Source organism: Vibrio sp. St2 (assembly GCF_947311885.1).
Lineage (GTDB): Bacteria > Pseudomonadota > Gammaproteobacteria > Enterobacterales > Vibrionaceae > Vibrio > Vibrio coralliilyticus.
The window spans coordinates 1,304,592-1,322,095 of the sequence record NZ_CAMZNA010000001.1 but is presented as its reverse complement, the minus strand read 5'-3'; the positions used below and the strand labels follow the sequence as shown (position 1 = coordinate 1,322,095).

At 46.9% G+C, this 17,504-nt stretch carries 18 protein-coding genes; 12 read left to right on the top strand and 6 right to left on the bottom strand.

What is annotated here, in order from left to right; translation table 11 throughout:
* The first annotated feature begins 5 nt into the window (after positions 1 to 5).
* The 7 genes from fliM to flhB are packed head-to-tail and all read left to right on the top strand — an operon-like array spanning position 6 to position 4,997.
* Positions 6 to 1,061: a flagellar motor switch protein FliM gene (gene fliM, locus QMA41_RS06130; protein ID WP_095664698.1), complete on the top strand. Its 1,056-nt coding sequence runs from the start codon at positions 6 to 8 to the stop codon at positions 1,059 to 1,061.
* 24 nt (positions 1,062 to 1,085) lie between these two features.
* Complete coding sequence (gene fliN / locus QMA41_RS06125; protein ID WP_006959499.1) at positions 1,086 to 1,496, top strand: flagellar motor switch protein FliN; 411 nt, start codon at positions 1,086 to 1,088, stop codon at positions 1,494 to 1,496.
* 3 nt (positions 1,497 to 1,499) lie between these two features.
* Positions 1,500 to 1,919 (top strand): flagellar biosynthetic protein FliO, encoded by a 420-nt coding sequence (fliO, locus tag QMA41_RS06120; protein ID WP_281629115.1) that lies wholly within the window; start codon positions 1,500 to 1,502, stop codon positions 1,917 to 1,919.
* Entirely contained in the window at positions 1,906 to 2,781 is an 876-nt protein-coding gene (gene fliP, locus QMA41_RS06115; protein WP_021457334.1) for a flagellar type III secretion system pore protein FliP, read from the top strand. Before fliO ends, fliP begins: the two co-directional genes overlap by 14 nt.
* A gap of 12 nt (positions 2,782 to 2,793) precedes the next feature.
* Positions 2,794 to 3,063 carry a flagellar biosynthesis protein FliQ gene (gene fliQ, locus QMA41_RS06110; protein WP_006959490.1) on the top strand — a complete coding sequence of 90 codons (270 nt, stop codon included), beginning with the start codon at positions 2,794 to 2,796 and terminating at the stop codon, positions 3,061 to 3,063.
* A gap of 11 nt (positions 3,064 to 3,074) precedes the next feature.
* Entirely contained in the window at positions 3,075 to 3,857 is a 783-nt protein-coding gene (gene fliR, locus QMA41_RS06105; RefSeq protein WP_019274560.1) for a flagellar biosynthetic protein FliR, read from the top strand.
* A 9-nt stretch (positions 3,858 to 3,866) separates the two neighbouring features.
* Entirely contained in the window at positions 3,867 to 4,997 is a 1,131-nt protein-coding gene (gene flhB / locus QMA41_RS06100) for a flagellar biosynthesis protein FlhB (RefSeq protein WP_281629114.1), read from the top strand.
* A gap of 28 nt (positions 4,998 to 5,025) precedes the next feature.
* Here the strand turns inward: flhB and smrB are convergent, their stop codons facing one another.
* The gene (gene smrB, locus QMA41_RS06095) at positions 5,026 to 5,556 is read right to left on the bottom strand and encodes an endonuclease SmrB (RefSeq protein ID WP_038161135.1); all 531 of its coding nucleotides are present in this window, start codon (positions 5,554 to 5,556) and stop codon (positions 5,026 to 5,028) included.
* 62 nt (positions 5,557 to 5,618) lie between these two features.
* On the opposite strand from smrB, the gene prmB reads away from it, so the two are divergent.
* Positions 5,619 to 6,551 carry a 50S ribosomal protein L3 N(5)-glutamine methyltransferase gene (gene prmB, locus QMA41_RS06090; protein WP_043007222.1) on the top strand — a complete coding sequence of 311 codons (933 nt, stop codon included), beginning with the start codon at positions 5,619 to 5,621 and terminating at the stop codon, positions 6,549 to 6,551.
* Between the two features lie 186 nt (positions 6,552 to 6,737).
* Positions 6,738 to 7,823 (top strand): chorismate synthase, encoded by a 1,086-nt coding sequence (aroC, locus tag QMA41_RS06085; RefSeq protein WP_038161131.1) that lies wholly within the window; start codon positions 6,738 to 6,740, stop codon positions 7,821 to 7,823.
* Positions 7,824 to 7,861: 38 nt separating this feature from the next.
* Here aroC and QMA41_RS06080 read toward each other — a convergent pair whose 3' ends face one another.
* Together QMA41_RS06080 and QMA41_RS06075 are read right to left on the bottom strand one after the other, a co-directional pair.
* A complete protein-coding gene (locus QMA41_RS06080) occupies positions 7,862 to 9,874 on the bottom strand; it encodes a DUF885 domain-containing protein (protein ID WP_281629113.1) in 2,013 nt (670 codons plus the stop codon).
* 430 nt (positions 9,875 to 10,304) lie between these two features.
* Positions 10,305 to 10,928, bottom strand: coding sequence for a trimeric intracellular cation channel family protein (locus tag QMA41_RS06075; RefSeq protein ID WP_006959475.1), 624 nt, complete (start codon positions 10,926 to 10,928; stop codon positions 10,305 to 10,307).
* Between the two features lie 221 nt (positions 10,929 to 11,149).
* Between QMA41_RS06075 and QMA41_RS06070 the strand changes: the two genes are divergently transcribed.
* Complete coding sequence (locus QMA41_RS06070) at positions 11,150 to 11,680, top strand: elongation factor P hydroxylase (RefSeq protein ID WP_065740529.1); 531 nt, start codon at positions 11,150 to 11,152, stop codon at positions 11,678 to 11,680.
* A 34-nt stretch (positions 11,681 to 11,714) separates the two neighbouring features.
* Here the strand turns inward: QMA41_RS06070 and QMA41_RS06065 are convergent, their stop codons facing one another.
* Both QMA41_RS06065 and QMA41_RS06060 read right to left on the bottom strand, forming a co-directional pair.
* Complete coding sequence (locus QMA41_RS06065) at positions 11,715 to 12,191, bottom strand: hypothetical protein (protein WP_281629112.1); 477 nt, start codon at positions 12,189 to 12,191, stop codon at positions 11,715 to 11,717.
* Positions 12,192 to 12,204: 13 nt separating this feature from the next.
* Positions 12,205 to 14,343, bottom strand: a complete 2,139-nt coding sequence (locus QMA41_RS06060) for an LruC domain-containing protein (protein ID WP_281629111.1) — start codon at positions 14,341 to 14,343, stop codon at positions 12,205 to 12,207.
* 158 nt (positions 14,344 to 14,501) lie between these two features.
* Between QMA41_RS06060 and QMA41_RS06055 the strand changes: the two genes are divergently transcribed.
* A complete protein-coding gene (locus QMA41_RS06055) occupies positions 14,502 to 14,765 on the top strand; it encodes a YfcL family protein (protein WP_172857119.1) in 264 nt (87 codons plus the stop codon).
* 136 nt (positions 14,766 to 14,901) lie between these two features.
* Positions 14,902 to 15,426 (top strand): NAD(P)H-dependent oxidoreductase, encoded by a 525-nt coding sequence (locus tag QMA41_RS06050; protein ID WP_038161122.1) that lies wholly within the window; start codon positions 14,902 to 14,904, stop codon positions 15,424 to 15,426.
* Between the two features lie 52 nt (positions 15,427 to 15,478).
* Here QMA41_RS06050 and mnmC read toward each other — a convergent pair whose 3' ends face one another.
* Positions 15,479 to 17,497, bottom strand: a complete 2,019-nt coding sequence (mnmC, locus tag QMA41_RS06045) for a bifunctional tRNA (5-methylaminomethyl-2-thiouridine)(34)-methyltransferase MnmD/FAD-dependent 5-carboxymethylaminomethyl-2-thiouridine(34) oxidoreductase MnmC (RefSeq protein ID WP_281629170.1) — start codon at positions 17,495 to 17,497, stop codon at positions 15,479 to 15,481.
* Between the last annotated feature and the right edge of the window lie 7 nt (positions 17,498 to 17,504).

Genomic DNA, 17,504 nt, shown 5'->3' with positions numbered 1-17,504 from the left:
GAAGAGTGACCGATCTATTAAGCCAAGACGAGATTGATGCGCTACTCCATGGTGTCGACGATGTTGATGAGGTAGAAGAAGAAAGTAGTGGTGCCGCGACGGATGCGAGTGCGGTAGACTTTGACTTCTCCTCTCAAGACCGCATTGTTCGTGGTCGAATGCCGACACTGGAGTTGATCAATGAGCGTTTTGCGCGTCACATGCGTATCAGTTTGTTCAATATGCTGCGAAAAACCGCTGAAGTGTCGATAAATGGCGTACAAATGATGAAATTTGGTGAATACCAAAATACTTTGTACGTACCCACCAGTTTGAACATGGTGCGCTTTAGACCACTGAAAGGTACAGCACTGATCACCATGGAAGCACGTTTGGTGTTTATCTTGGTGGAAAACTTTTTCGGTGGTGATGGTCGTTTCCATGCGCGTATCGAAGGTCGAGAGTTTACGCCTACCGAGCGTCGAATTGTTCAACTGCTGCTTAAAATCGTTTTTGAAGACTACAAAGAGGCATGGTCGCCAGTGATGGGGGTCGAGTTTGAATACCTCGATTCTGAAGTGAACCCAAGCATGGCGAACATTGTTAGCCCGACGGAAGTGATTGTTGTCAGCTCTTTCCATATCGAAGTCGATGGTGGTGGTGGTGACTTCCACGTGGTGATGCCTTACTCCATGGTTGAACCTATTCGTGAGCTTCTGGATGCGGGTGTCCAGTCAGATAAAATGGAAACGGACGTTCGTTGGAGTACAGCGCTTCGCGAAGAAATTATGGATGTTCCGGTTAACTTCCGAGTTAACTTGCTGGAGCAAGACATCTCACTGAGAGACTTAATGGAGCTTCAACCGGGCGACATTATCCCAATCACTATGCCTGAAAACGCTACTATGTTTGTTGAAGAGCTGCCTACTTTCCGTGTGAAGATGGGACGTTCTGGTGAGCAACTTGCGGTTCAGGTGTCTGAGAAAATCAAGCGCCCGGATGTGGTGAAAACCGATATCGCCTTCCTGGGTAAAGACGTCATTTCTGAATTAGAAGAAGATGACGGTGAAATTGAAGATTAATACAAAAGTAAATAGGTAACAGGTATGGAACCGAGCGACGATCAAAAACTGGCGGACGAATGGGCTGCGGCATTAGGCGAAGACCCTGATGCGCCAGAGGTAGATGTAGATGAGGTTATGGCCGCTCAACTTGATGAGTTGCAAGACACCGGGTCACCTATTTCAGAAGACGAACGCCGTAAACTCGATACAATTCTGGACATTCCGGTAACGATTTCTATGGAAGTCGGCCGTTCACAAATTAGTATCCGCAACTTATTGCAACTCAACCAGGGTTCAGTTGTAGAACTGGAGCGCTTGGCTGGCGAGTCATTGGACGTTTTGGTTAACGGTACCTTGATTGCACACGGTGAAGTGGTTGTGGTCAACGACAAGTTTGGTATCCGTCTGACTGACGTAATAAGCCAGACTGAGCGAATTAAGAAGCTAAGGTAGGTTATGAGACGACAGTTAAAAGGAGCGTTACTGTGTATCCTGACACTTCTCTCTCCTGCTGTTTGGGCTGAAACTGCGACAAGTAATCAGTTAGATTGGGCGACCACGTTTGGGTCGCTCTTGTTCGTTGTGGCGTTCATTCTCTTTTTGGCTTGGTTGCTGAAACGCATGCGTGTGCCAGCGATGATTAACCAAAGTGGGCTGAATATCGTGCGCCAGATTCCAGTCGGCACCCGTGAACGAATCATGATTGTGCAGGCAGGTGAAGAGCAGTTTTTAGTTGGAGTGACCGCACAGTCGATACAACTGATTTCCAAATTGGATACCCCTTTGACTCAGGAGGAGCTGAACAAATCTGCATTGGCGGGCAGTCCTTTTGCCACTCAATTGACTCAGCTATTGAAAAAGAATGATAAACACTAGTCGATTCGCTTCACTGATACTGACCCTATGCCTGAGCTTTTTTTCGGTAATTTCATTTGCTGAGGAAAGCATTGCAACGCCTATTCCTGACAATGCTGCTCCATCGCAATCGGTCACCGTGTCTGCCATGGAAAAAGAGCAGGGCGCGGCACGAACTATTTCTACTGGCAGCTTTACTGGTGGTGGGGGAGGCATTCCTGCGTTCACTATGACCACTAACCCAGATGGCAGTGAAGACTATTCGGTTAACTTACAGATTCTAGCGTTAATGACCATGTTGGGTTTCTTGCCCGCCATGGTTATTTTGATGACGTCTTTTACGCGTATTGTCGTGGTGATGTCGATTCTTCGTCAGGCGATGGGTCTGCAACAAACGCCATCCAATCAGGTCATCATAGGCATCGCGATTTTCCTGACCTTCTTCATCATGTCGCCAGTGTTGAACGAAATTAATGACAAGGCGATTCAGCCTTACATCAACGAACAAATTACGGCGCGCCAAGCCTTTGATGTTGCTCAGGTGCCGATGAAAGACTTTATGCTCAAGCAAACGCGAGTCAAAGATCTGGAAACCTTTGTTAATATTTCTGGCTCGGATGCAACAGCACCGGAAGATGTTTCAATGGCGGTATTGATCCCAGCATTTATCACGTCTGAATTGAAAACCGCTTTCCAGATTGGCTTTATGCTCTTCTTACCGTTTTTGATTATCGACTTGGTGGTTGCGTCGGTTTTGATGGCAATGGGTATGATGATGCTTTCGCCTATGATCGTTTCTCTACCATTCAAACTAATGCTGTTTGTCCTTGTTGATGGATGGAACCTGATTCTGTCGACTCTAGCCGGCAGCTTTGCCTTGTAGCGGGAGGAAAGCATGACGCCTGAAGTATTTGTCGAGTTATTCAGAGGTGCACTGTGGATGGTGCTTCTGATGGTGTGTGCCATTATCATTCCCAGCCTCCTTATTGGTTTGATTGTCGCGATTTTTCAGGCTGCCACCTCGATTAACGAACAGACGTTGAGCTTCTTACCTCGTTTGGTGGTGACTTTACTGGCATTGATGTTGTTCGCCCATTGGATGACACAGATGTTGATGGAGTACTTTTTCTCGATTGTTGAGCGCCTGCCTCAGGTTCTCTACTAAGGCGGTTGCACGTGGAGTACCCAACGAGCCTGATACTCGACTGGATAGCCAACTACTTCTGGCCCTATACCCGAATCGCTGCCATGTTGATGGTCATGTCGGTGACAGGGGCTCGTTTTGTTTCTACTCGTGTCAGACTCTACCTTGGTTTGGCAATCACATTTGCTGTGATGCCAGTTATTCCAGCTGTGCCCGACACCATAGAGTTGCTCTCTTTCCAAGGGTTCATGACCCTTTTAGAGCAGATCATCATTGGTGTCGCGATGGGCACCATCACTCAGTTCATGATTCAGACCTTCGTCATTCTCGGTCAGATCCTAGGTATGCAAGCGAGTTTGGGTTTTGCTTCTATGGTCGACCCTGCCAATGGCCAGAATACGCCATTGCTAGGTCAGCTTTTCATGTTCCTTGCTACGATGTTTTTCCTCGCGACCGATGGTCACTTGAAAATGATCATGCTGGTGGTGATGAGCTTCAAGTCGCTACCTATTGGTAGCGGGTCGTTGAACACTGTCGATTTTAGGGAATTAGCCCTTTGGCTAGGGATCATGTTTAAAGTCGCACTGAGTATGTCTTTGTCTGGGATTATTGCGCTGTTGACGATCAACTTATCGTTCGGCGTTATGACCCGTGCGGCACCACAGCTGAACATCTTCTCTTTGGGTTTTGCGTTTGCTCTGATCGTCGGTTTGTTACTCTGTTGGTACATTATCGCCGGGCTCTTCAGCCACTATGAGCTATTCTGGTTGCAAGGGGAGCAGCAAGTTTGCAGCTTCATACGCTTAAATTGTTAGGGGGCTGAGTTGGCAGAATCAGACGGTCAAGAACGCACCGAAGACGCCACGCCCAGGCGCTTGCAACAGGCTCGTGAAAAAGGGCAGGTTGCAAGGTCAAAAGAATTAGCGTCGGTATCTGTGCTTGTGATTGGCGCCATTGCCCTGATGTGGTTTGGCGAGTCACTCGCACGTGCTTTATATACGCTCATGGGGCGTCTGTTCGACCTCTCTCGTGACGAAATTTTTGACCTGCCAAAGTTGTTTGATATTGCTCTTGGCTCGATGGGCAATTTACTTGGTCCGTTGCTGTTGATTCTTGTTGTCTTGTTCATTGCCGCTTTAATCGGTGCAGCAGGAATCGGCGGTATTAGCTTCTCAGTTGAAGCAGCGATGCCCAAGTGGTCCAAAATGAACCCACTCAGCGGCCTGAAACGAATGGTAGGTCTGCAAAGCTGGGTTGAACTGCTTAAGTCGATTCTGAAAGTGACGTTAGTGTCTGGTGTCGCTTTCTATTTGATCGATGCCGCGCAGGAAGATCTGTTTCAGTTGAGTCTGGATGTCTATCCGCAGAACATTTTCCACGCGTTAGATATCTTGCTTAACTTCGTACTGTTGATCAGCTGTTCGCTACTGATTGTTGTCGCGATCGACATTCCTTTCCAGATCTGGCAGCACGCGAATCAATTGAAGATGACCAAACAGGAAGTCAAAGACGAGTATAAGGAAACGGAAGGTAAGCCTGAAGTCAAAGGGCGGATACGTATGTTGCAACGTGAAGCCGCTCAACGTCGAATGATGTCAGAAGTCCCACAAGCCGATGTAATTGTCACTAACCCGGAACACTTCTCTGTGGCTCTGCGTTATAAACAGGATACTGATAAAGCGCCGATTGTGGTGGCGAAAGGTACCGATCACATGGCGCTAAAAATACGAGAAATTGCTCGTGAACACGACATCTATGTTATTCCAGCCCCTCCGCTTGCTCGAGCGTTATATCACTCTACGGAATTAGAGCAAGAGATCCCTGATGGTCTGTTTACAGCGGTGGCGCAAGTGCTGGCCTATGTGTTCCAGCTTAAGCAGTACCGCAAACGTGGTGGCCAGCGTCCGCACTTTAAAGCGTCAGATCTACCGATTCCACCAGACTTAAGGCAATAGAAGCTGGCTTCTATTTATGAGTGTGTTTCTATTTTTCTGGTATCGACAGCAGAACCAGCAAAGCGCCGTCACCGCCAAACTCTAATGGCGCTTGGTGAAATGCCATCACATCGGGGTGTTGCGCCAACCAAAGCGGTGTTTTTTGCTTCAGAATATGCTTACCAATGCCGTGTTGAACACACGCACATGAAATTTCATTTTTGATGCAGTAAGCGATCATCGAGCCGAGTTCACGCTTTGCTTCATTTTGCGTCATGCCGTGCATATCTAAGAACACATCCGGGACATATACACCACGGCGAAGGCGCTTCACCTCATATTGAGAAACATCATCGCGGGCGTAGCGCGTCGGTCCGTCTTCACTGAGAAGCGGCACGAACTCATCAGAAAAATAAAACTCTGTATCGCTGGCTTCACGCGCGCTACGTTTGATTTCTTTTTGCTTAGTATTTTTTTTTGGCTGCTGGACTATGGTATCCTGTCGCAACTTTTTTACGCCTTGTACTGCATCCCTGAAAAGGGCGAAATCATCATCAATTTCGGTGTCTTTTTTGCTCATTGGGTCATAGATACATAAATAAAATGCTATTGGCAGTATTGTAGCGCTTTTCGGAGGCAATTTTGGATAAGATTTTTGTAGAAGAAGCGGTATCAGAGTTACACACGCTTCAGGATATGATTCGTTGGACTGTGAGCCGTTTCAACGCCGCAAACCTATTTTATGGTCACGGCACTGATAACGCATGGGATGAAGCGGTTCAGCTGATCCTGCCAACGTTGTACTTGCCAATTGACGTGCCTCCGCATGTATTAAATTCTCGTTTAACCAGCAGCGAGCGTCTGCGTATTGTTGAGCGCGTTGTGAAACGAATTAATGAGCGTACTCCAACCGCTTATCTAACAAACCGAGCTTGGTTCTGTGGTTTAGAGTTTTTTGTCGATGAACGTGTTCTCGTGCCTCGTTCTCCTATTGGTGAGCTGATTCAGGCAGAGTTCCAACCTTGGTTAGTCGAAGAGCCAACACGAATCATGGACCTATGTACCGGGAGTGGCTGTATCGCTATCGCCTGTGCACATGCTTTCCCAGATGCAGAAGTTGATGCCATTGATATCTCGACAGATGCACTACAGGTAGCCGAACAGAATGTTCAGGACCATGGTATGGAGCAACAGGTATTCCCGATTCGCTCAGATTTATTCCGTGATCTGCCGAAAGAGAAGTACAACCTGATTGTGTCTAACCCACCGTATGTGGATCAAGAAGACATGAACAGTCTGCCGGATGAGTTTACTCATGAGCCTGAACTTGGCCTCGCTGCTGGTACGGATGGCCTGAAACTGGTGCGTCGTATTCTGGCTAATGCGCCAGATTACCTAACGGATAACGGTATTCTCATCTGTGAGGTAGGTAATTCTATGGTTCATATGATGGAACAATATCCACATATCCCGTTCACTTGGCTTGAGTTTGAAAATGGTGGCCATGGTGTATTCATGCTGACGCGTGAACAGATGCTGCAACATGCAGAAGAGTTCTCTATCTATAAAGACTGAGTATTATTCAGCTCGCTTGATTTGATAAAACGCCGGACAGCCCTGTCCGGCGTTTTTTATTGGCAAAGAAAAGCAAAATAGATCGGCTTTAGGGGTTTACATCAAATCGCAATAACGCCACTATGAATTTACGAACAATTGTAATGTACAGCTTTGTTTACAGAGCTGAAGAAATTTGAGGAAGTAATGGCAGGAAACAGTATCGGACAACATTTCCGAGTGACGACATTCGGAGAAAGTCACGGTATCGCACTAGGATGTATCGTCGACGGGTGCCCTCCAGGGCTGGAAATAACTGAAGCAGATATTCAGACGGATCTGGACCGTCGTCGTCCGGGTACTTCTCGTTATACCACTCAACGTCGCGAACCAGATGAAGTGAAGATTCTGTCTGGCGTATTCGAAGGTAAAACCACGGGTACTTCGATTGGTCTGTTGATTGAAAACACAGACCAACGCTCAAAAGATTATTCGGAAATTAAAGACAAGTTCCGTCCAGGTCACGCTGACTATACCTATCACCAGAAATACGGTGTGCGTGATTACCGAGGCGGAGGCCGCTCTTCCGCACGTGAAACCGCTATGCGTGTAGCTGCGGGTGCTATCGCTAAGAAATACCTGAAGCAAGAGTTTGGTATCGAAATCCGCGCTTACCTATCTCAAATGGGTGATGTGTCGATTGAGAAAGTGGATTGGGACGAGATCGAAAATAACGCGTTTTTCTGCCCAGATGTCGACAAAGTCGATGCGTTAGATCAGCTGATTCGTGATCTTAAAAAGCAAGGCGACTCGATTGGTGCCAAGCTGCAGGTTGTCGCAACCAACGTACCTGTCGGTTTAGGTGAACCTGTGTTTGACCGTCTGGATGCTGATATTGCCCACGCGCTGATGAGCATCAACGCGGTCAAAGGTGTTGAAATTGGCGATGGATTCGATGTTGTTAGCCAAAAGGGCAGTGAGCACCGTGATACTTTGTCTCCAGACGGTTTCGGTAGTAACCATGCTGGTGGCATTTTAGGTGGTATCTCGACTGGTCAGGATATTGTTGCGAACATTGCACTAAAACCGACGTCTAGTATCACCGTTCCGGGTGAAACCATCACCAGAGAAGGAGAGCCTACTCAGCTGATCACCAAAGGTCGTCATGACCCATGTGTTGGTATTCGTGCAGTGCCTATTGCAGAAGCAATGCTGGCAATTGTCGTGATGGATCACTTACTTCGCCATCGAGGTCAGAATCAAGGTGTGACGACAGAAACACCTAAGATTTAGTGAATAGAAACGGCTTCCACAAGGAAGCCGTTTTTTATTTAGGCTTGGTGTTTTGTTGAAATCCAGTTGTCGATGTTGCTTTTCATTACTTCCATCGGTTGCTGCCCGTAGCGTAGCAGTTGATCGTGGAATTCAGCGTATTCAAACTTATCTCCTAGCTCTTGTTGAGCCTTTTCAAGTAATTCTCGGATAACCAGATAACCGGACTTATAAGAAACCGCCTGACCGACATAGGCGGCGTAGCGGAAACTTTCTGACTCTATATCACCTTCGCCGAGCGCGGAATTGGCGTGCATATAATCGCGTGCTTGCTGAATACTCCAGCCGTTAGCGTGAATGCCGGTATCGACCGCCAATCGCATATTCCTCAGCTGTGCTTCGTTTAGACTGCCAAAGTACTGTAGGGCGTTACACTCTTGCTCATCCGTATAGATTCCGCCTTGGAATTGGCTATAGTCAGTGTTGGGAGTGCACATGCCTTTGCCATTAACAAACGTCGGCTGATTCTGCGCGTTAAGCTCTCCATAAATGCCCATTTCTATACCAAGCCACTCGGTATAGAGCGCCCAACCTTCGCCATAAGCGGTGTACCAGATATCCTGCATATAATCGGGCAGATTAGCGGGTGGGTATTCCTGCGCATACGCGTTTTGGAAATGATGACCAGGTGCCGCTTCATGTAACAGCAAGGTCGAGACATTCCATTTTTGCAGGCTGTAATCTGGGTTGGTGTTGAGAGTGAACACATTGCTATCGTAAGAGGCCACACCATCATACATCTCGCTTTCAGAAGGGGTTGGCTTTATGGTGTAGTCGGTTTCGATAGGTTTAAAATAGCTGGCAACGACACCGTTGGCATTGTCTTTAAACACGTAATAATCTGTCAGCGCGTTTTCACAAGCAGAAGGAGAGGACGCGCTGCTGCAGACTGCTGCGTATTGCTTGTTTGTTGTTTGTAGACCATCTCGGCCATAAAAGAATTGCTCGCTGTTGAGGTATTTAAAAAACTCGCCGAGATTGATCTGACCTGAGTCCGTCGCGAGTTCAAACGTCCGAGGTGAAACGTCACCTGTTGCTGGGTCTCGATACGCCGCTTCCACGATGGAACCGCGCTTGGCCACCACCACTTTTGCCACGCGAATCATCTCCGCTTTAGCTTCGGCGACCAGTTGTTCGCCCATATTATGTAACTCGGCGGCTGACTTTCCGGTAGTACTGTTTCGGTCTAGGTGCCACTGATACCAGCTCTGCCCATTGGGTAAATCACCCCAGCCAATATTCTTGTCGGTGAGTTGGCCTTCACCGCGAGCGCTTTTAACGTACTGATTGTGTAGATACGCTAACAGCTCTTGGGTTGCCCGCTGTGCTTTCTCAACTTCCTGCGTGTATTGATTGATAAAAGTTGGCGTATACCCTGACTGAGTTTTTAAGTCGTTTAATCCTACCTTGAGCATGGCAAAATTATTGTAGCTAATCGTGTCCACGCTGTTTTGATATAGGCGCTCAGCAAGAATGGCGGGTAGTTGAATACCCTGCTGCGTAGCTTGCTGGTATTGGCTGTGTAAGCCCCTGATCCAGGAAGTGTACTCTTTGAGTATGGTAAGTTGATCTTGGTACGTTTGTTCACTGTCTGAATCATCAATCGCAGCGCCCGCTTCTTCGGCATTCCACTGTATGTAGTTGTAAAAATGCGTGACTGGGACATCGAAGTTGCCAAAACGTGTATTGGCGAAGCTTGCACCACGAATCGCAATGGTGCGATCAAAGCGGAACGTGTCGTAATAGACCTTTTCTTCATCGGTTAAAGTGCTTCTTTCTATTTCAAGAAGCTTGTCGAGATAGATACGATCCAAAGACTGACGTGCGGCAGCCATCTGATCATTGATGATACCAAAGTGAGTGCTATCCAGAGATTGTGATTCATGTTGGTAGCTGTCGAGTAGTGCCGTCAGCTGGGTGGAAGCATCATTTGTTTTTGGCGTGGAACTACAACCTGCCAAGATGACGGCTAGCGTTATTGCCGATAGGGTAATACGTTGTTTGTTTCTCATCTTCAGACCTTTCAGCTTATTTTAAGTGACGGCAAGGAAAAGAATGGAGAGAGATTAACGATAGTGAAGTCGGACTCTTCCTTGCGGGCGACCAGAGTAAAATAAGTCGTCTGCTGTGTTTGTGCAAAAGGTCACAGGACAAATTAACGGATAATTAACCCGTCACGCACTCATAATTGAAAGTTGTATCAATATGTTAGCGATTGGTGAGCAAGTACGTCGTTTTGAAGAAGCGTTATTAAACCAATGAAGAGATTTGCAGAATACTTGAATGTACTTTCATCGCATAATCGCGCTTCGATGGCAGGTTTTGGTGGTAAATCCAAGCGGGCTCACAAATGATCCTTAGCGGTAAATATTCGGGCGAATATTATTCACCGCTAGGCGACAAGCTAGAGAATAAAACGCCCCGAGAATGGGGCGTTGTGAATTAGTGCAGAGAACCTTCAGTTTCAAGGTGGAATGAAGGCAGACGCCATTTAAAGCGAACCGCAGCCATGCGCAGCATGTAGCCAACGACTAGAGTTGAGATGGTCGCGGTGACATCATTAATACCAAACTCCAGTAACGCTAGGTAGAGGCCAGAAGCTATCAGGGCGACAGACGCGTATAACTCTTCGTGCAATACAAGCGGTGTTTGACGACAGATTAAGTCACGTAATAGCCCACCAAAAACGCCTGTTACCAGTGCCGCTACCATACAGATCATTGCATGATGGCCCATTGCTAACGCCACTTTAGTACCGATTATGCTAAACACAATCAGGCCCAGCGCATCGAGGCGAATGAACAACCCTTTAAACTTGATGATCCATTTGGCTAATCCCGTGGTTAGCACGCCCGCAATACAGGTGATGGCGAGAAATTGCGGATTCTCTACCCAGCCGAGCGGGTAGTGGCCGAGGAGGATATCGCGCACTGTTCCACCGCCAATCGCTGTTGCACTCGCAACGAGCATAACCCCAAACCAATCCATTTTTCTTCGACCTGCACTGAGTGCACCGGTCATGGCTTCAGCCGTGATGCCAATGATATATAAAATGCTCAATAACATTGTTTTGCCCTACGTGACTAGCGGATTGGAAATTTGCCATTCTGTAACCAATAAAAGGCAGTTTAGTGGGAAATGTGATCTGTGACGAATGAGATTTTATGAATGTGAAGGGGGCTTTCGCATAATTATTTCTAATGTCAGTAGTTGGTGTAGGGATTTGCAATTGGGATCAAAAATGCGAGAATGCCGAGCGCTGTAATTTAAACCATGATTTTATCCCCATGAACCACAAATATCAGGACCTGATCAACATTTTTAACGCCACTTTTCTAAGTGAATATAATACGCGTTTGGAGTTAGGGGGCGACGAGCCGATTTACCTGCCAGCGGATGACAGTCAGCCTAATCACCGGATTATTTTTGCTCGTGGTTTCTATGCATCAGCACTTCACGAAATCGCGCATTGGTGTGTTGCAGGGGCAGAGCGTCGTTTATTAGAGGATTTCGGCTATTGGTATGAACCGGATGGACGCACTGAAGCGGTTCAGGCTGAGTTTGAGAAAGTAGAAATTCGACCTCAGGCGTATGAGTGGATCCTCTCTCTTAGCGCAGGTTTTCCGTTTACAGTGAGCTGTGACAACTTAAACGGAGACTTTGAACCTGATCGTTTAGCCTTTATGCACAAAGTTCATACGGAAGTCGGCAAGATATTTGAGCAGGGTATGCCACTGCGTGTTCGTATGCTTTCAGATGCATTACGGTCTTTTTATCAACAGCCTGCGCTGGATTATTCCATGTTTGAAGTAATGTAAAACCAGCCGCAGTATGCGGCTGGTTTGCTTTTCGTTACTGAATGAGCCAAGTTGTTTCGGCTTGATTGTTGTGATTGAGTGTATAGACCAATGGTGCAGTGTTGGGTTCCATGACGGAAACTACCGCAATCAATGATTCGCAATGATTAGGGACTCGTAGTTGATAATTGCCTGTTCCGGATTGCAACGCAGCTTTCAACAGGCACTTGTCATAGTCAACAGACTCCACGTTCCCCCCAGCATTATCACAGACGGAGATGTAAACCTGAGAGGCTGAAAGGTGAGGTAGGCTGACGTCTATGTCGACCTGATACACCGAAGCAAGATTATTGTCATAATCGATACGCACATCGGCCAAAGTGTTGGAATCTTCATCGGTTGATGCTGCAGCGACTGAAGAGCCTGTAGATGAACCTGAAGAGCCTCCTTCCCCACCTCCGCCGCCACCACAGCCGGAGAGAGAAACAAATATTACCATTGCAAATAAGTGCGTCAGTTTGATATTCCACATAATTGTTTCTCCTTTAGTCGATATAAATTTTGCCGTCAACAGAAGTCTCGTACCAGGTCGGTTCAGTTTGACCTGTGGCGTCTTCGGCGTAATCGTCAAATTTGGTGTAAGCCTCTAAAATATTGACCTGTTCGTATGGATGCTGCCAGGTTGTAGGGATTTCTATACCCCAAGGTAGACCTTTGTCATCGTGGTAGTGGGTATCGCCACTTGATGCATCGACACCGTAAGACTTGTATCGCGTGTCAAACTTACTGGTCGGGGATTGGTTTTTGAGGTGAATTTCTAAACCTCGTCCTGGGAACCCGCCTGTCAACTGATAACCAATATCACCGTAATAATGACCAGGTGCTGCAAATATAAATGGGTCATACGGGAATTCTGGCATGGTTGATGTGTCGACTGCATTTTCAAACGAGAAGGTTAGGCTCCAGCTTGGACGATAACTCGTTCCGCAGTTTTCTTGAGTTCGGAACATAGTGCACTCTTCAGCTTCACCAGGCTCAGTAATATCCCACAAGTCTTCGTGAATGATGAATACCGCGTCGACAGTGTCTGTTTCTAGTACGGTCGCGGTTTGCAACTCGTTATTCACGTAAAGTTGTACTGAATCTGATTTAACGTCTTCTTTTGCCACATTAGGCAATCGAATAGCAAAACCTGAGTGGTAGTTACCGCCGAGAGCGGCGACCTTACCTTCAATCTTCATGCGAATGACTTGGTCGTTGAGCTGGTACTCCGTGTATTTAACGTTCATCAGGACATCGTTCATGTCATAGTCGCCGCTTCTTGGGTACTGATCTTCATAGGCGAAAGAAGTGTAACCACCGCCGCTGGGGTATAGTTCGGTCACTACACCACTCTCCGTGATGTCGACCAGGTAGTCTTCCACCTCACCTGCGGGAACACCGCCGCTTGGACCAATTCCCGATGTGTTGGAAATTCTGAATCGAGCCCAAGTCTCTCCGGTGACAGCCCAAGTTGGAACAGTAAAGAAGATGTCGCCAGTGCTATCGCTCATCGATTGGTCGCTGATGATGATTTCGTTAGACTCAAACTCACCATCTCGGTCGAAATCAATCCAAGCATTGAGCACTGAACTGTCAGATGTACCTGCAGCCGTTGCGATGATTTTACTGGTTTGTCCCACCTGAATTGGAACGGGGAATTGGATACCGTCATCATCGTCCGAACCATCTGAAGTATCATCACTGAGCGGATATGGGCTACCGTCGGTCTCTCCATCAATAACAGAACCTAACTTAAGATCTGACATACCATGACGCGCACCAGAAGAAGCGAAAGTCGTTTTGTAACTGTCTGGCGCATCGCCGAAATCGGTGTATTCACTGGGTTCGACTGGAGCGAGAGCACAGCGAGCACCATCGTTGGAATTACTGGAAGGGCCATAAGCAAAAAATTCTGCGTTGGAGCTGTTTCCATTGATAGTTACTTTGAAGACATACCCATTGCTGTTGTTGCTGGCGTAGAAGTTACCATCGACATCGAAATAGACCGCACCAAAAGTTAAGCGATATCCGAGTACATTTTTATCTAACAGTTGGTTCAGTCGATTGGAAGTGCCAGCGTTGACATCAATCTCCCAAAGGTAACCATTTGAATCGATGGAATAAGCCAGGCTATTGTCAGGATGAAAGGCCAAGTCGTATATTGCAGGATTGCCGAATTGGCTAGGCGGTGATGAAAGCTCCATGACAAGAGTATCTAAATCAATTTTGTAGAGCCCGTAGCTAGGTCTGTAGCCGTACCAGGCGTTCTCATCAAGAGATACGTCACCAACGTAGATAGAAGTAGGGGCACCAGATGGCTTGCTGACATTGAGCAACGTTTTTGTAAAGGTGGAATCAATGCGAGAAAGTGAGGCTGTGCCATAGTCCCAGCCGTAAATGAAGTCGTCATGTTTGCTATAACCCACACCATTTAGCTTTGCAGTATCTAAGTTGGAATCTAGTGTGATGTAGCTACCGACGTCGATGTTGACACCATAGGCGACTGGCGTGCCTGTTGGATTCTGAATCAAAAATGCTTGAGTCGGACACGAGGTGAATGGTGTCTCTGCAAAGGCGAATGATGCTTGGAACAAAGCACTGGCTACCACCGATATGTTTAAAGCCGTTTGTTTTCTTTTCATGGGTCCTTCCTCGCTGAACTTCGTTGAATAGTTGAGGAAGTGCACAGCGCGTGCCATGCTGCCAGCCCTTGATATAACTAGGGTTTGCGTTAATTTTCTCAATGTGAGAAGCTCTGCATTCTTTTTGAGAATCAAACTGACCCGGGCAATAGAGCATTATGATTATTGAATTTGAAGAGAAGCTACTAGAAATGATTGATGCGCGTATTGAGACTGCATCTGATGACGAGTTGTTTGCTGGTGGGTACCTACGTGGACATATTTCTCTATCTGCTGCTTCGTGTGAAGAAGAAGGCGTCAATGATATAGAAGCACTGAAAGTACGTATTCAAGGCAGTCTGGATGACGCACGTTCCGAATTGAGTCCTGCCGATCGCACCATAGTCAACGACCTATGGTTAGAGTTAGTCAATCAAGCCTAACCTCTACAGATATCTTTTTATTAAGGGCTTGTTCGAATATTTCGAACAAGCCCTTAAATATTTTATAGTTGTTGGTTTTCTGTTCGCTGGATATGCTCTTCTGTACATAGTAAGGAGAGAGTCAGGAGACAGAATTATGAAAATCGTCGCTTTTGGAGCTTCAACCAGCTCAACGTCTATCAACAAAACGCTAGCAACTTATGCTGCTCATCTAGTTGAAGGAGCAGATGTGACTATCTTGGATCTTAACAGCTACGATGTTCCGCTGTTTAGTGAAGATAAAGAAAAGGAAATTGGTCAGGCTGAGGGAGCAAAAGCGTTTTTGGAGGACATTGCTCAGGCTGATGCGTTGATTATTTCTTTCGCAGAGCACAATGGTTCTTACCCTGCTGCGTATAAAAACCTGTTTGATTGGGCAACACGTATTGAGCGTAACGTATTTGCCAATAAGCCAGCCATTTACCTGTCTACATCACCAGGCCCTGGCGGTGCGTCTAATGTTTTAGCTGCTGCCACAGGTTCTGCTCCATACTTTGGTGCTGAAGTGAAAGCCTCTGTATCTATTCCAAGTTTTTACGACAATTTTGACTTGGAGTCCGGGTCATTTAAAAGTCAGGAAGTGGCTGAGCAAGTCAAAGCTGCAGTATCAACGTTACGCTGATCTTAAGACAGAGAGCTTATAGGGAATGACTCGGTAAGCTCTCTTTGTCACTTTAGAGCTCAGTGATGGCTTTGCCTTTTCTCAATTTTCTTACCCACATACGGCTTGGATGAAGCTCTTCCAATACGTCCACTGGTAGCGGTAGTGGGTCACCACATATCTGTGAAGCTAAGGTTTCTGCTAAGAGCGGTGCGGAGCTTAAGCCGCGCGATCCCAGCCCAAGCATACAGAATAAGTTAGGGTAAGACGGCGCTTTTTCTGCGTCTTCCAGCTTAGTGGTTTGCAGATTGTGGTAAACCTGCTTGGTTTTGTCTAAATCTCCGACACTGCCAATAAATGGCAAGTGGTCTCGGCTCACACAACGAATACCCTGGCGTGATTGGTTACCTGAAGTGTCGACTTGATGGGGCCAGCTTTGTTCTGGGACACATTTACGTAGCTTGTCTCCGTTACCTTGTTGGGCGACAGGGTCAAACTCACGATCCAGATTCTCTCTGTCGTAGCTCGCACCAATGCAATGAAATCCGTTGTTTGGGTTTACCGGCGTCATATAGCCGTCGTAGCAAAGCACCGTTTTGAGTTTGCTGAGCTCACTGTTGGTCGGAATATGGCTCACCTGACCTTTAACCTGACCAAGAGGGACGTCTTTCGTCTGAGGTAATTCACTGAACTGATGACCATTGGCTACCACAACAGTATCGTGAGTGAAGGTTTTGTCACCGCTGCTTAATGTCCAGCTAGCGTGTTCTTCATCCCAACGCATATCGTCTATCTTAGTTTGATAACGTACTTCAAACAGTGGAGTTTGGGATAAATGTTCAATCAACTCTTGAGTGAGCTGAGCCGGGCATAGCCATCCGCCAAGTGGGTAATGCACGCTGCCCATATTAACCGGCAAACCAAGTATTTGGTTGGTTTGTTCAACGCCAAGTTGGCGGATAAGACCATTATCAAAATTACCACTCAACATGCGTTCCAGCTTGGCTTGTGATTTTTCATCCCACATCAGTTGAGTCACGCCACACCAATCATGGTCAAAGTTAATTGATTGAGCCGCTTGTTCAATGAACTGGCGAGCAAACAAAAAAGCCGGAGCAAATACGCGAGAGACACCTGTGTGCGAACCATTCAGTAGTGGGTAGACTGCGCCCTGACGATTACCCGACGCTCCTTGCGCGGCTTCGGAGTCCTGGCAATATAGGGTTACTTTTATTCCTCGGCGTATGAGCGTTGTTGCTAAAGTGGCACTGGCAATACCGCCGCCAATAATCGCTACAGACTGAGTCGAGCCACTACTATCGCGATGGAACCAAGGCTTATGGTTAGTGTGAGGCTCTCGCTGGGCTAGGTGTCCAGCAATCATGTCACGTTTGGTGCCAAAGCCTTTGACTTTTTTCATTTCGAAACCGGCTTCAATCAAACCACGTCGCACGAAACCTGCCGCAGTGAAAGTGGCACAGGTACAATCTTGCTTAGCGAGTTTGGCCATGCCATCGAACAGTTCTTGATTCCACATTTCAGGATTCTTGCTGGGAGCAAAACCATCAAGAAACCATGCATCAATCAACCCTTGTTCACCAACAGGGACTTTTGGCATGCAATCTTTTATATCACCAAACCATAGGTCTAGGGTTATCGCGCCGTCTTCAAGGACAATTCGGTGGCACTCTGGAACCGCAATCGGATAATATTGCTGTAATTTTCTTGCGTATTCAGCCAGTTCTGGCCAAGCTTGGTGAGCTTTAATCAGGTCATCTTTACTCAGAGGGTACTTTTCGAAACTCACAAAATGCAGCTCTTTTAGTGGCGCATCCGGGTTTTGACGCCTAAATTCTTCAAACCATTGCCAAACTGCGAGGAAATTCAGACCTGTACCAAAGCCTGTTTCTCCGATGACAAAACGACGCTGGTCATAATCTTGCCATCTTTGTGGCAGATGATTTTGATGAAGAAAGACGTAGCGGGTCTCTTCAAGGCCGTTTACGTTGGAAAAATAAACGTCATCAAACTGGTCTGATACTGGGGTTCCGGCATCGTTCCAGCCCAGCTGAGCATTGGTAATTGAGGTCATAATGTCT